Below are 13,277 nucleotides of genomic sequence, written 5' to 3'. Positions count from 1 at the left end.
GCCCTCGTGGATGCCGGTTTTCGCCGGCATGACGGCGTTTTTTTCTACGGCCTGTGCCGCTTCGGGCGGGGCATCACACCCACTCCACCGCCGCCGCCAGCATGTACCCCGCGCCGTAGACGGTCTTGATGATCTTGGGGTTCTGCGGGTCGGCTTCGAACTTGCGGCGCAGCCGCGAGATGCGCACGTCGATGCTGCGGTCCAGCGGCGAGAGGTCGCGCGCGCCCATGAGCTGCTCGCGCGTGAGGATCTGGTGCGGCCGCTCCAGGAAGGCGCGCAGCACCTGCGCCTCGGCCGTGCCCAGCAGCGTCTCCGTGCCGTCGGGCGCGCGCAGCAGGTTGGCGGCGCAGTCCAGGCTCCAGCCCGCGAAGCGCGCATGGCGGCGCTGCAGCGGCGCCGCGCCGGGCACGCCCGCGCCGCGCCGGCGCAGGATGCTGCGCACGCGCGCGATCAGCTCGCGCGGCTCGAAGGGCTTCACCACGTAGTCGTCGCCGCCGCCCTCCAGCGCCATCACGCGGTCCACCGTGTGGCCGCGCCCGGTGAGCACCAGCATGCCGCAGTTGCAGCGCCGGGCGATCTCGCGCACCAGCTCGATGCCGTCCATGTCGGGCAGGCCCAGGTCCACGATGCACAGGTCCGGCACCTCGGTCTGCAGCCGGCGCAGCACCCCCGCGGCGTTGCCGAAGCTCTCGCACATGAAGCCGAAGTCGCGCAGCGCCATCTCCACCAGGCGCGAAACCTCCACATCGTCCTCGACGATGTAGACCAGCGCCGATGCGTTCTCAACCATGGGCCTGTCCCGCCGCGCGCGCCTGCACCTGGCGCTGCAGGAAGTCCGCCAGCTGCCGCTTGGTGAAGGGCTTGCCCAGCATCGGCACCTCGCCCGCATCGGGCTGCTCGCCGGGCACGTAGCCGCTCATCAGCGCCACGCGCGGCACGGCGCGCGCCAGCGCCTGGCGCGCCACCTCGCGCCCGTCCACCGCGCCGGGCATCACCACGTCCGACAGCACCAGCTGGATGCGCGGCGTGTACTCCAGGATCTGCAGCGCCTCGGTGCCGTTCTCGGCCTCCAGCACCGCGAAGCCCAGGTCCACCAGCGCGCGGCGCACCACCTTGCGCACCTCGGCGTCGTCCTCCACCAGCAGCGCCAGTTCCAGCGAGGGGTCGGCGCGGTGCCCGGGCTCGCAGCAGGCGTCGGCCAGCAGGTTGGCCACCGCACTGCGCGCCACCGGCAGCCACAGCGTGACGGTGGTGCCCGCGCCGGGCGCGCTGTCGATGGCCACCGCGCCCTCGGACTGGCGCACGAAGCCGTACACCATCGACATGCCCAGCCCCGTGCCGGTGCCCGGGCGCTTGGTGGTGAAGAAGGGCTCGAACACGCGCGAGCGCGTGGCGGCGTCCATGCCGTGGCCGTTGTCGGCAACGGCTATGCGGATGTAGTTGCCGGGCTGCGCCTGCAGCTCCTGGGCGCGCTGCGGCGACAGGCTGTCGGCGCTGACCTTCACCACCACCGAGGAGGCCTGCGCGTCGCGCGAGTTCAGCACCAGGTTGACCAGCGCGTCCTGCAGGTGGCTTGCGTCCACCCAGGCCCACAGCGGCAGCTCGCCGGCGTCCAGCCCCACCGCCATGCCCTCGGGCAGCGAGCGGCGCAGCAGGTTCACCACCGTGGCCACCAGCGGGCCGACCTCGGCCGCCTGCGACTCCAGCGGCTGGCGCCGGGCGAAGCCCAGCAGCGCGCGGATGAGCTCCGCGCCGCGCCGCGCCGCGGCCAGCGCGGGGTCGATGAACTCCGTCACGGCCTCGTCGCTGCGCAGCTCGCGCAGCGCCCCGAGGTTGCCGATGATCACCGTGAGCATGTTGTTGAAGTCGTGCGCCAGCCCGCCGGTGAGCTGGCCCAGCGCCTCCATCTTCTGCGCCTGCGACAGCAGCTCCTGCGCGCGGCGCAGCTCGGAGACGTCGAAGGTCAGCTCGAAGCAGCCGATCACGGTGCCGTCGGCCGACTTCTCGGGAATGAGCGTGGTGCGCGCCATGCGCACGCGCCCGTCCACGCAGTGCGCCTCGTACTCGTAGCTCACGGGCTCGCCGGCGAAGGCGCGCGCGACGTTGGGCCGGATGCTGGCGTAGATGTCGCGGCCCAGGTACTCGCGCGCGCTGATCTGGTCCAGCCGCGCCGGGTCCAGCCCGAACCACTCCTGGTAGCCGCGGTTGATGTAGCGGTAGGCCTTCTTGTGGTCGAAGTAGGCGATGAGCGCGGGCAGCGAGTCCGTGATCAGCCGCATCTGCGCCTCGCTCAGCCGCAGCTCGCTGGTGCGCTCGGCCACGCGCCGCTCCAGCTCGGCCGCCTGCTCCGCGGCCTGCGCTTCGGCGCGCCGCTGCGCCGTGACGTCGGTGTAGACCGTGATGAAGCCCAGCCCCGGCATCGGCGTGCCGCGCACGTGCAGCACGCGCCCATCGGGCCGCGTGCGCTCGAACTCGTGCGGCTCGAAGCGCCGCGCCAGCGCCACGCGCTCGGCCACCTGCGCCTCCACGTCGCCGGGGCCGTAGTCGCCGCGCAGCGCGTTGAAGCGGATGAAGCTCTCGAAGGACGTGCCCTCGACCACCATCTCGGCCGGGAAGTCCAGCAGCCGCGCGAAGCCCGCGTTCCAGGCCACCAGGCGCAGCTCGGTGTCGATGACGCAGAAACCCTGGTCGATGAGGTCCAGCGCCGCCTCCAGCACGGCGAGACGGCGCGGCGGCTCCTGGCCGGCTACCGGATTCGCAACCATGGGGACCTTCCGCAAACCTTGCATGGCGCAAATTCTAGGAGCCCCGCTCCCTCGCCGACGGGGATGCAAACATTCGTCATATTTGCTGGGCAAGCCTGAAAAACTCCTCCGCCATCCTTCGGCCCGCGGCGCAGCCACCACGGCTCGGCGGCGCGTGGAGGAGCAGAGATGACACGGATCAATCCCTATTCGTTGGGCCTGGACAGGAATGCGGCCAATTTCGTGGCCTTGTCGCCGCTGAGCTTCATCGAGCGTGCGGCACTGGTGTATCCGCAGCGCACGGCCATCGTCTACGGCGCGCTGCGCCAGGACTGGAAGAGCACCTACGAGCGCTGCCGCCGCCTGGCCAGCGCGCTGGTGAAGCAGGGCGTGGGCACCGGCGACACCGTCGCGGCGATGCTGCCCAACGTGCCGGCCATGTTCGAGGCCCACTTCGGCGTGCCCATGAGCGGCGCCGTGCTCAACACACTCAACACCCGGCTCGACGCCGAGGCCATCGCCTTCATGCTGCAGCACGGCGAGGCCAAGGTGCTGCTCACCGACCGCGAGTTCGCGCCCGTGGTGGCGCGCGCCCTGGAGCTGCTGGGCGACAAGCGCCCGCTGGTGATCGAGGTGGAAGACGAAACCGCCCCCGCCGGCGCGCGCCTGGGCGAGATCGGCTACGAGGCGCTGCTGGCCTCGGGCGACCCCCACTTCGCCTGGAAGCTGCCTGCCGACGAGTGGGACGCCATCGCGCTGAACTACACCTCCGGCACCACCGGCAACCCCAAGGGCGTGGTCACGCACCACCGCGGCGCCTACCTCAACGCCGCCAACAACGTCATCGCCTGGAGCCTGCCGCACCACCCGGTGTACCTGTGGACGCTGCCGATGTTCCACTGCAACGGCTGGTGCTTCCCCTGGACCATGGCGCTCGTCGCCGGCACCAGCGTGTGCCTGCGCAAGGTCGATCCGCTGCAGATCTGGCCGCTGATGCGCGAGCACGGCGTCACGCACCTGTGCGGCGCGCCCATCGTCTACAGCATGCTCATCAACGCCCCGGCCGAGCTGCGCCAGGGCCTGGGCCGCGTGGTGCGCGGGCTTATCGCCGGGGCGCCGCCGCCGGCCGTCGTCATCGAGGGCTGCGAATCCGCGGGCATCGAGATCACGCACGTGTACGGCCTCACCGAGGTCTACGGCCCCGCGGCCGTGTGCGCGAAGCAGGAGCACTGGGCCGCGCTGCCGGCGCAGGAGCGCGCGCAGCTCAACGGCCGCCAAGGCGTGGCCTACCCGCTGCAGCAGGCCGTGGTGGTGCTCGACCCCGACACGCTGCAGCCCGTGCCCGCCGACGGCGAGACCATGGGCGAGATCTGCTTCCGCGGCAACGTGGTGATGAAGGGCTACCTCAAGAACCCCGGCGCCACCGAGGAAGCTTTCGCGGGCGGCTGGTTCCACACCGGCGACCTGGCCGTGGTGCACCCCGACGGCTACGTCAAGATCAAGGACCGCAGCAAGGACATCATCATCTCGGGCGGCGAGAACATCAGCTCCATCGAGGTGGAAGACGTGCTGCACCGGCATCCGGACGTGATGCTGGCCTCGGTCGTGGCGCTGCCCGACGAGAAGTGGGGCGAGGTGCCCTGCGCCTTCGTCGAGCTCAAGCCCGGCGCGCCCACCGTCACCGAGCAGGAGCTCATCGAGTTCTGCCGCACGCATCTCGCGCGCTTCAAGGTGCCCAAGCGCATCGTGTTCGCCGAGGTGCCCAAGACCTCCACCGGAAAGATCCAGAAGTTTCTTCTGCGTCAACGCGCCAAGTCGGCCTCTGCCATCGAATAAGGCTCGGGCAAGGCTCGCGGGCAATGATCCCGAATTCATTGCGCACGCATCGAACCTTTCTGTTTTCTTACCCTGGAGGAGATGACCCATGTCCACGGACATTTATCGCAAGGTCGAGAACGACCCTGTATTCAAGGAACTTGTGGCCAAGCGCAGCCGGCTGGCCGTCACGCTGTCGGCCATCGTGCTGGTGTCGTACTACGCCTTCATGGCCGTGGTCGCGTTCGCACCCGATATCTTCGGCAAGCCGCTGTTCGAAGGCAGCGCATTGACGATCGGCGGGCCCATCGGCGCGCTGCTGATCATCGTCTCGTGGCTGCTCACGGGCCTCTACGTGTCGCGCGCCAACGGCGAGTTCGACCGCATGACGCAAGAGATCGTGGAGCGCAACGCATGAGCAAGATCCACAAGACCCTGGGCACGCTGGCGCTGCTGGGCGCCGCGGGCGCGGCCCGCGCCGGCGACGCCATCGGCGAGGCGCAGAAGCAGCCGCTGAACGTCACGGCCATCGCGATGTTCGTCGCCTTCGTGCTGATGACGCTGGGCATCACGTACTGGGCCGCGCGCCGCACGCGCTCGGCCTCGGACTTCTACACGGCCGGCGGCGGCATCACGGGCTTCCAGAACGGCCTGGCCATCGCGGGCGACTACATGTCCGCCGCCACGCTGCTGGGCCTGAGCTCGATGGTGTTCACGCGCGGCTTCGACGGCTTCGTCTACATCATCAGCTTCTTCGTGGGCTGGCCGGTGATCCTGTTCCTGCTGGCCGAGCGGCTGCGCAACCTGGGACGTTTCACCTTCGCCGACATCGCCTCGTACCGGCTCGACCAGAACCGCATTCGCACCTTCGCGGCCTTCGGCTCGCTCACGGTGGTGATCTTCTACCTGATCGTGCAGATGGTCGGCGCGGGCCAGCTCATCAAGCTGCTGTTCGGCCTGGACTACGCCGTGGCCGTGGCCATCGTGGGCGTGCTGATGGTGGTGTACGTCACCTTCGGCGGCATGATCGCCACGACCTGGGTGCAGATCGTCAAGGCCGTGCTGCTGCTGTGCGGCGGCCTGATCATGCTGGCGCTGGCGATGAGCCACTTCGGCTTCAACATCGAGACGCTGGCCTCCAAGGCCGTGTCGGCGCACAAGAGCGGCGCGGCCATCATGCGCCCGGGCAGCCTGCTCGCGGACCCCGTGACGGCCGTGTCGCTGTCGCTGGGCCTGGTGTTCGGCACCGCCGCGCTGCCGCACATCATGATGCGCTTCTTCACGGTGCCCAACGCCAAGGAGGCGCGCAAGTCGGTCTTCGTGGCCAGCGGCTTCATCGGCCTGTTCTTCCTGGTGGTGTGCCTGCTGGGCCTGGCGGCCATCGTGATCGTCGGCCAGGACCCGCAGTTCTATGAGGGCGGCAAGGTCGGCGGCGCGCTCATCGGCGGCAGCAACATGCCGGTGATGCACCTGGCCAAGGCCGTGGGCGGCGACCTGCTGCTGGGCTTCCTCTCGGCCGTTGCGTTCGCCACCATCCTGGCCGTGGTCTCGGGCCTGGCCCTGGCCGGCGCCTCCGCCATCGCGCACGACATCTACGCCCGCGTCATCCGCCAGGGCAAGTGCACGGAAGAGGAGGAGATCAAGGTCTCCAAGCGCTGCTCGCTGCTGCTGGGCGTGCTGGCCGTGGTGCTGGGCATCGCCTTCGAGAAGCAGAACGTGGCCTTCCTGGTGGGCCTGACCTTCGGCATCGCGGCCTCGGCCAACTTCCCGGTGCTGGTGCTGTCGATCTACTGGAAGGGCCTGACCACGCGCGGTGCGCTGGTGGGCGGCGTGATCGGCCTGGTCTCGGCCGTGGCCTTCGTGGTGCTGTCCAAGGCCGTGTGGGTGGTGGTGCTGGGCAACCCCGCGCCGATCTTCCCGTACGAGCAGCCCGCGCTGTTCTCCATGCCGCTGGCCTTCTTCTTCACCTGGCTGTTCTCCGTCACCGACAAGAGCGCCCGGGCCCAGAAGGAGATCGCGAGCTTCCGCGACCAGTACGTCCGCGCGCAGACCGGTATCGGCGCCGCGGCGGCCAGCGCGCACTGACCGCGCTGGCATTCAGTAGAGGTATTCCGTTCGGGCTGAACCCTTCGACGGGCTCGGGGCGAACGGATACCTGAAACAAGTCCTGAAAGGAATTGACGATGTCCACCTACAGCGCACCCCTGCGCGACATGCTGTTCACGATGAAGGAGGTCGGCGGCCTGGAGGCGGTCTGCGCACTGCCCGGCTTCGAGGAATGCTCGGCCGACCTGGTCGAATCCATCCTCGAAGAAGCCGGCAAGTTCGCCGCCGGCGTCCTCGACCCGATCAACCGTGTCGGCGACGTGCAGGGCGCGCGCTGGAAGGACGGCGTCGTCAACGCCGCCGACGGTTTCAAGGAGGCCTACGCGAGCTTCTGCGAGACCGGCTGGAACGGCATGCCCGCGGCCACCGAGTTCGGCGGCCAGGGCCTGCCCACGCTGGTGTCCACCGCGGTGCTGGAGATGTGGAAGTCCACCAACCACGCCTTCAGCCTGTGCCAGATGCTCACGCTGGGCGCCGTCGAGGCGATCTCGCACCACGGCAGCGAAGCGCTCAAAGCCCGCTTCCTGCCCAACATGGTCGCCGGCCGCTGGACCGGCACCATGAACATCACCGAGCCGCAGGCCGGCTCGGACCTCTCCGTCATCCGCTCGCGCGCGGTGCCGGAAGGGGACCACTACCGCGTCAGCGGCAACAAGATCTTCATCACCTGGGGCGAGCACGACCTGGCCGAGAACATCATCCACCTGGTGCTGGCGCGGCTGCCGGACGCGCCGGCCGGGGTGAAGGGCCTGTCGCTGTTCCTGTGCCCCAAGTTCCTCGTCAACGAGGACGGCTCGCTGGGCGAGCGCAACGACCTGCTGTGCACGTCGCTGGAGCACAAGCTGGGCATCCACGGCAGCCCCACGGCGTCCATGAGCTTCGGCGAGAAGGGCGGCGCCATCGGCTACCTGGTGGGCGAGCCGGGCGCCGGCCTGGCCTGCATGTTCACGATGATGAACCACGCGCGGCTCAACGTCGGCCTGGAAGGACTGGGCGTGTCCGAGCGCGCCTACCAGCATGCCCGCGCCTACGCGCTGGAGCGCGTGCAGGGCCGTACCGCCACGGGCAGCAAGACCATCATCGGCCACCCCGACGTGCGCCGCATGCTGATGGACAGCAAGGCCAAGGTCGAAGCCATGCGCGCCCTGGCCTACTTCGCCGCCGGCCAGATGGACCGCGCCCACAGCCATCCCGAGGGCGATGAGCGCGCGCAGGCCCAGGCGCTGGTAGACCTGCTGATCCCGGTGGTCAAGGGCTGGTGCACCGACAACGCGCTGGGCATCGCCTCGGACGGCGTGCAGGTGCACGGCGGCATGGGCTTTGTCGAGGAGACGGGCGCGGCGCAGTACCTGCGCGACGCGCGCATCACGACCATCTACGAAGGCACCACGGCGATCCAGGCCAACGACCTGATCGGCCGCAAGCTCGCCCGCGAGGGTGGCAAGACCATGGGCGTGCTGCTGCAGCGCATGGAGGCGGACGCGCGCCGCCTGCTCGACAGCCAGGACGCCGCCGTGGCCCGCATCGGCCAGTCCCTGCACGCCGCCCTCGGCGCGCTGGAAGGCGCCGTGCAATGGCTGCTGGCCAACAGCGCCGAGGCGGGTGCGAAGTGCGCCGCGGGCTCGGTGCCTTTCCTGCGCCTGTCGGGCACGGTGATCGGCGGCTGGCTCAGCGCGCTGCTGGCCGACGCGGCCGTCAGGCAGCTCGCCGCTGGACAGGGCGATGCCTCGTTCCTGCGTGCCAAGGTTGCCACCGCGGCCCATTTCGCCGCGCACGTCCTGGTGCAGGCCGGCGCGCTGCGCGACACCGTGGTGAACGGCGGCGACACCACGATGAGCTTGGCGGACGACCAGTTCTGAGCAACACGGGGTAGGTGATGAACGACCTGAACGGCTACGACATCGAGGACCTGCGCCCCGGCATGCAGGCCACGTATTCCAAGACGATCACCGAGGCGGACATCGTGCTGTTCGCCGCCGTCTCGGGCGACAACAACGCGGTGCACACCAACGAGGAGTTCGCCGCGACCACGCGCTTCGGCGGCCGCATCGCGCACGGCTTTCTCACGGCCAGCGTGATCTCGGCTGCGGTGGCCAACCGCCTGCCGGGACCCGGCGCGGTGTACCTGGGGCAGCAGATGCGCTTTCGGGCGCCGGTACGCCCGGGCGACACGGTGCACGCCACCGTGACCGTGCTGTCCGTGGACACGGCCAAGGCGCGCGCGGTGCTGTCCACCGAGTGCCGCGTCAAGGGCGTGGTCGTCATCGATGGCGAGGCGACGGTGATGACCACCTCGTCGGCGGCGCGCCAGGCGGCGCAGGCCGTGCAGGCACAGACCCAGCCCGGCGCGGCCGTGGCTGCTTGAAGCAAGGAAGTGCAATGAAAGTTCTGGTGAGCGTGAAGCGCGTCGTGGACTACAACGTCAAGGTGCGCGTGAAGAGCGACGGCTCGGGCATGGACCTCGCCGGCGTGAAGATGAGCATGAACCCTTTCGACGAGATCGCCGTCGAAGAAGCGGTGCGGCTCAAGGAGAAGGGCGTCGCCAGCGAGATCGTCGTGGTCTCCTGCGGCGTGGCGCAGTGCCAGGAAACGCTGCGCACGGCGCTGGCCATCGGCGCGGACCGCGCCATCCTGGTCGAGACCGATGCCGAGCTGCAGCCGCTGGCCGTGGCCAAGATCCTCAAGGCCCTCGTCGCCAAGGAGCAGCCGGGCCTGGTGATCCTGGGCAAGCAGGCCATCGATGACGACTGCAACCAGACCGGCCAGGCACTCGCGGCCATCGCCGACCTGCCGCAAGCAACGTTCGCCTCCAAGGTCGAGGTTGTCGACGGCAAGGCCAAGGTGACCCGTGAAGTGGACGGCGGTCTCGAAACCGTGGAAGTCACGCTACCGGCGGTCGTCACGACCGACCTGCGCCTGAACGAGCCGCGCTACGTGACGCTGCCCAACATCATGAAGGCCAAGAAAAAGCCGCTGGAGACCGTCAAGCCGGCCGACCTGGGCGTGGACGTGACGCCGCGCATCAAGACGCTGAAGGTCAGCGAGCCGCCCAAGCGCGGCGCTGGCGTGAAGGTGGCCGACGTGGCGACCCTCGTGGACAAGCTCAAGAACGAAGCCAAGGTGATCTGACATGACTTCCCTCGTCATCGCCGAACACGACAATGCGCAGCTCAAGGGCGCGACCCTGAACACCATTACCGCCGCGCTGGCCTGTGGCGGTGAGGTCCACGTGCTGGTGGCCGGCGAGAACGCCGCCGCCGTGGCCCAGGCCGCCGCGCAGGTGCAGGGCGTGGCCAAGGTGCTGCACGCCGACTCGCCTGCGCTCGCCACGCAGCTGGCGGAGAACGTGGCCGCCCAGGTGCTGGCCGTGGCAGGCGCCTACAGCCACATCCTGTTCCCCTCGACCGCCAACGGCCGCAACGCCGCCCCGCGCGTGGCGGCCAAGCTCGACGTGGCGCAGCTCAGCGACGTCACCAAGGTCCTGAGTGCCGACACTTTCGAGCGCCCGATCTACGCCGGCAACGCCATCGCCACGGTGCAGAGCGCCGACGCGGTGAAGGTGGTCACCGTGCGCACCACCGGCTTCGACGCCGCGCCTGCCACCGGCGGCAGCGCTGCCGTTGAAAGCCTGGCTGCGGTGGCCGACAGCGGCAAGAGCGCCTTCGTCGGCCGCGAGCTGACCAAGTCGGACCGCCCCGAGCTGACCGCCGCGAAGATCATCGTGTCGGGCGGCCGGGCGCTGGGCTCGGCCGAGAAGTTCACCGAAGTGCTCACGCCGCTGGCCGACAAGCTCGGTGCCGCGCTGGGCGCCTCGCGCGCCGCGGTGGACGCGGGCTACGCCCCGAACGACTGGCAGGTGGGCCAGACGGGCAAGATCGTGGCGCCGAGCCTGTACGTCGCCTGCGGCATCAGCGGCGCGATCCAGCACCTGGCGGGCATGAAGGACTCCAAGGTGATCGTGGCGATCAACAAGGACCCCGAGGCGCCCATCTTCAGCGTCGCGGACTACGGGCTGGAGGCCGACGTGTTCGAGGCCGTGCCGGCGCTGACCGGCGCGCTGTAAGCGCCGCGCTCCTCTCCGGCATGAGGCCGGGCCGGCTGGACAATGGCCGGTCCCTACACGCTGGAAAGGATGCGCCATGACGAGCCTGGGTACCGTTTTGATCACCGGCGGCAGCCGGGGCATCGGTGCCGCCACTGCGCGGCTGGCCGCGGCCAGCGGCTACGACGTCTGCCTGACCTACGCGTCGCAGCACGAGGCGGCCGAGGCCGTGGCGGCGGAGATCCGGGCGCTGGGCCGCCAGGCCTGCTGCCTGCAGGCCGATGCGGGCGCCGCGGACTTCGCCGACTCGCTGCTGGCACGCCTGCCGTCCTCTCTCCCGCCGCTGGTCGGCCTGGTCAACAACGCCGGCATCACGGGGCCGCTGGGCCCGTTCCTGCAGGCCCGCCCGGACACGATGCGCCAGGTGCTGGAGGTCAACGTGCTGGGCCTGATGCTGCTGACGCAGCAGGTGGTTCGGCACTGGTGCGAGGCCGGACGCGGCGGCTGCGTGGTCAACGTCTCCTCCGTCGCGGCCACGCTGGGCGCGCCGGGCGATTACGTGCACTACGCGGCCTCCAAGGCGGCGGTGGAGAGTTTCACCGTCGGGCTGGCCAAGGAGCTGGCCGAGCAGGGCATTCGCGTCAACGCCGTGTCGCCGGGCACCACGCTCACCGACATCCATGCCGCCGCCGGCGAGCCCGGACGGCCGCAGCGCGTGGCGGCGCGCATCCCGATGCGCCGTCCCGGCGAGGCGCACGAGATCGCCGAGGCCATCGTGTGGCTGCTGTCGGAGCGTTCGGCCTACGTGACCGGCTCGGTGCTGAAGGTCGCCGGCGGGCTCTGAGCCGCGGCTCCCATGCCGTGGACGCGCCGCCTGTCGGGCCGGTTAAGGTGCGGCCTCCGAGAGGAGACCTGTGATGGCTGATTACTTCCCCCTGGGCGCCAGCGGCCTGCGCGTGCCGCGCCTGTGGCTGGGCGCGATGATGTTCGGCGACCAGACTGGCGAGGCCGAGGCGCGCGAGATCGTCGCGGCCACGCGCGACGCCGGACTCAACGCCATTGACGTGGCCGACAACTACGCCGGCGGCGAGTCCGAGCGCATGGTCGGGCGCCTCATCGCGGCGGACCGCGAGCGCTGGATCGTCGCCAGCAAGGTGGCCAACCCCATCGGCACCGAGCCCAACGACCGCGGGCTGTCGCGGCGCTGGCTGCTGGCCGAGGTGGACAACAGCCTGCGCCGCTTGGGCACGGACTGGATCGACCTCTGGTACATGCACCGCGACGACGAGGTCACGCCCATCGAGGAGACGGTGTCGACCGTGGGGCGGCTGATCGAGCTGGGCAAGATCCGCTACTGGGGCGTGTCCAACTTCCGCGCCTGGCGCATCGCGCGCGTGGTGGAGACGGCACGGCGCATGGGCGTGCCGCCGCCCATCGCCTGCCAGCCGCCGTACAGCGCCGTGACGCGGCTGATCGAGACCGAGCTGCTGCCCTGCTGCGCGCACTACGGCGTGGGCGTGGTGGCCTACAGCCCGCTGGCGCGCGGGGTGCTGTCCGGCAAGTACGTGCCCGGCGCCGAGGCCGAGGCGGGCACGCGCGCGGGGCGTGGCGACCGACGCATCCTGCAGACCGAGTTCCGCCCCGAGTCGCTGGAGGTGGCGCAACGCATCAAGGCCCATGCGTTGTCGCGCGGGCTGAGCCCGACGCAGTTCGCGATCGCCTGGGCGCTGAACAACCAGCTCGTCAACGGCGTGATCGGTGGCCCGCGCACGCTGGAGCAGTGGCGCGACTACATCGCGGCGCTGGACGTGCGGCTGACGGCCGAGGACGAGGCCTTCGTGGACGCCCAGGTGCCGCCGGGCTACGCTTCCACGCACGGGTACAACGACCCGATCTATCCGATCACGGGGCGGGTGGGGCGCTGATGCGCGCTGCCCCGTTCACGGCGAACGGATGCGCTCATGACGCTGGCAGCGCTTGAGCGCCGGCGGCGCCAATCCTGGCCCACACCCACGCAGGCCATCAAGCACGGGCGCGGTTGTCAGTGTCCATGCGCTACCAGCACCGGCTTGATGCCCTTGGCTTCCTCGCGCCGCGCCATCCAGGCGTAGAGCGTGGGCAGCACCAGCAGCGTCAGCACCGTGGCCGAGACCAGCCCGCCGATCACCACCACCGCCAGCGGGCGCTGGGTCTCGGCGCCGATGGCGTGCGACAGCGCCATCGGGAACAGGCCCAGCATCGCCAGCATCGCCGTCATCAGCACCGTGCGCAGCCGCGTGAGGCTGCCCTGCAGCACCGCCTCGGTGAGATGCATGCCTTGCGCCCGCAACTGGTTGTAGTAGGTCACCATCACCACGCCGTTGAGTACCGCCTGCCCGAACAGGGCGATGAAGCCGATGGCCGCGGACACCGACAAGGGGATGCCCGTGATCGCCAGCGCCAGGATGCCACCGATGAGCGCGAAGGGGATGTTGGAGACGATCAGCAACGCGTTGTTGAACGACTTGAAGGCATCGAACAGCAGCAGGAAGATCACCAGGATCGACAGCGGCACCACCCACGACAGCCGC

The 13,277-nt window shown here is 69.9% G+C and carries 12 protein-coding genes; 9 read left to right on the top strand and 3 right to left on the bottom strand.

Annotation, left to right across the window (positions count from 1 at the left end; genetic code table 11):
* Window positions 1-73: 73 nt before the first annotated feature.
* Together H537_RS0115875 and H537_RS43410 are read right to left on the bottom strand one after the other, a co-directional pair.
* Complete coding sequence (locus H537_RS0115875; RefSeq protein ID WP_028998687.1) at window positions 74-790, bottom strand: response regulator; 717 nt, start codon at window positions 788-790, stop codon at window positions 74-76.
* Complete coding sequence (locus H537_RS43410) at window positions 783-2,765, bottom strand: PAS-domain containing protein (protein ID WP_051242733.1); 1,983 nt, start codon at window positions 2,763-2,765, stop codon at window positions 783-785. Before H537_RS43410 ends, H537_RS0115875 begins: the two co-directional genes overlap by 8 nt.
* 168 nt (window positions 2,766-2,933) lie before the next feature.
* Here H537_RS43410 and H537_RS0115865 point away from each other — a divergent pair, with 168 nt between their 5' ends.
* From H537_RS0115865 to H537_RS0115825, 9 genes are all read left to right on the top strand, one after another.
* The gene (locus tag H537_RS0115865) at window positions 2,934-4,580 is read left to right on the top strand and encodes an acyl-CoA synthetase (RefSeq protein ID WP_028998686.1); all 1,647 of its coding nucleotides are present in this window, start codon (window positions 2,934-2,936) and stop codon (window positions 4,578-4,580) included.
* Between the two features lie 88 nt (window positions 4,581-4,668).
* Window positions 4,669-4,977 carry a DUF485 domain-containing protein gene (locus H537_RS0115860; RefSeq protein WP_028998685.1) on the top strand — a complete coding sequence of 103 codons (309 nt, stop codon included), beginning with the start codon at window positions 4,669-4,671 and terminating at the stop codon, window positions 4,975-4,977.
* Window positions 4,974-6,644 (top strand): cation acetate symporter, encoded by a 1,671-nt coding sequence (locus H537_RS0115855; RefSeq protein ID WP_028998684.1) that lies wholly within the window; start codon window positions 4,974-4,976, stop codon window positions 6,642-6,644. The genes H537_RS0115860 and H537_RS0115855 overlap by 4 nt, the downstream gene beginning before the upstream one ends.
* Window positions 6,645-6,742: 98 nt before the next feature.
* Entirely contained in the window at window positions 6,743-8,524 is a 1,782-nt protein-coding gene (locus tag H537_RS0115850; RefSeq protein WP_028998683.1) for an acyl-CoA dehydrogenase, read from the top strand.
* A 17-nt stretch (window positions 8,525-8,541) separates the two neighbouring features.
* Entirely contained in the window at window positions 8,542-9,030 is a 489-nt protein-coding gene (locus tag H537_RS0115845) for a MaoC family dehydratase (protein ID WP_028998682.1), read from the top strand.
* A gap of 14 nt (window positions 9,031-9,044) precedes the next feature.
* Window positions 9,045-9,794: an electron transfer flavoprotein subunit beta/FixA family protein gene (locus H537_RS0115840; protein WP_028998681.1), complete on the top strand. Its 750-nt coding sequence runs from the start codon at window positions 9,045-9,047 to the stop codon at window positions 9,792-9,794.
* Between the two features lies 1 nt (window position 9,795).
* Entirely contained in the window at window positions 9,796-10,728 is a 933-nt protein-coding gene (locus H537_RS0115835) for an electron transfer flavoprotein subunit alpha/FixB family protein (RefSeq protein WP_028998680.1), read from the top strand.
* A gap of 76 nt (window positions 10,729-10,804) precedes the next feature.
* Entirely contained in the window at window positions 10,805-11,551 is a 747-nt protein-coding gene (locus H537_RS0115830) for an SDR family oxidoreductase (protein ID WP_028998679.1), read from the top strand.
* 73 nt (window positions 11,552-11,624) lie between these two features.
* Window positions 11,625-12,632, top strand: coding sequence for an aldo/keto reductase (locus tag H537_RS0115825; RefSeq protein WP_043458958.1), 1,008 nt, complete (start codon window positions 11,625-11,627; stop codon window positions 12,630-12,632).
* Window positions 12,633-12,748: 116 nt separating this feature from the next.
* On the opposite strand, the gene H537_RS43405 is transcribed toward H537_RS0115825, so the two are convergent.
* Window positions 12,749-13,277 (bottom strand): efflux RND transporter permease subunit (locus H537_RS43405; RefSeq protein WP_043458956.1); only part of this gene is annotated, 529 nt, incomplete at its 5' end.

It is taken from the genome of Azohydromonas australica DSM 1124 (genome assembly GCF_000430725.1).
In the GTDB taxonomy this organism is placed as follows: domain Bacteria; phylum Pseudomonadota; class Gammaproteobacteria; order Burkholderiales; family Burkholderiaceae_C; genus Azohydromonas; species Azohydromonas australica.
This window is presented reverse-complemented; position numbering and strand designations above follow the sequence as displayed.

What these genes read in the sequence shown, in the direction of transcription:
- H537_RS0115865 (WP_028998686.1), top strand. Translation starts at nt 2,934, where the DNA reads ATGACACGGATCAATCCCTATTCGTTGGGCCTGGACAGGAATGCGGCC.
- H537_RS43410 (WP_051242733.1), bottom strand. Translation starts at nt 2,765, where the DNA reads ATGGTTGCGAATCCGGTAGCCGGCCAGGAGCCGCCGCGCCGTCTCGCC.
- H537_RS0115850 (WP_028998683.1), top strand. Translation starts at nt 6,743, where the DNA reads ATGTCCACCTACAGCGCACCCCTGCGCGACATGCTGTTCACGATGAAG.
- H537_RS0115845 (WP_028998682.1), top strand. Translation starts at nt 8,542, where the DNA reads ATGAACGACCTGAACGGCTACGACATCGAGGACCTGCGCCCCGGCATG.
- H537_RS0115840 (WP_028998681.1), top strand. Translation starts at nt 9,045, where the DNA reads ATGAAAGTTCTGGTGAGCGTGAAGCGCGTCGTGGACTACAACGTCAAG.
- H537_RS0115825 (WP_043458958.1), top strand. Translation starts at nt 11,625, where the DNA reads ATGGCTGATTACTTCCCCCTGGGCGCCAGCGGCCTGCGCGTGCCGCGC.
- H537_RS0115830 (WP_028998679.1), top strand. Translation starts at nt 10,805, where the DNA reads ATGACGAGCCTGGGTACCGTTTTGATCACCGGCGGCAGCCGGGGCATC.
- H537_RS0115855 (WP_028998684.1), top strand. Translation starts at nt 4,974, where the DNA reads ATGAGCAAGATCCACAAGACCCTGGGCACGCTGGCGCTGCTGGGCGCC.
- H537_RS0115875 (WP_028998687.1), bottom strand. Translation starts at nt 790, where the DNA reads ATGGTTGAGAACGCATCGGCGCTGGTCTACATCGTCGAGGACGATGTG.
- H537_RS0115835 (WP_028998680.1), top strand. Translation starts at nt 9,796, where the DNA reads ATGACTTCCCTCGTCATCGCCGAACACGACAATGCGCAGCTCAAGGGC.
- H537_RS0115860 (WP_028998685.1), top strand. Translation starts at nt 4,669, where the DNA reads ATGTCCACGGACATTTATCGCAAGGTCGAGAACGACCCTGTATTCAAG.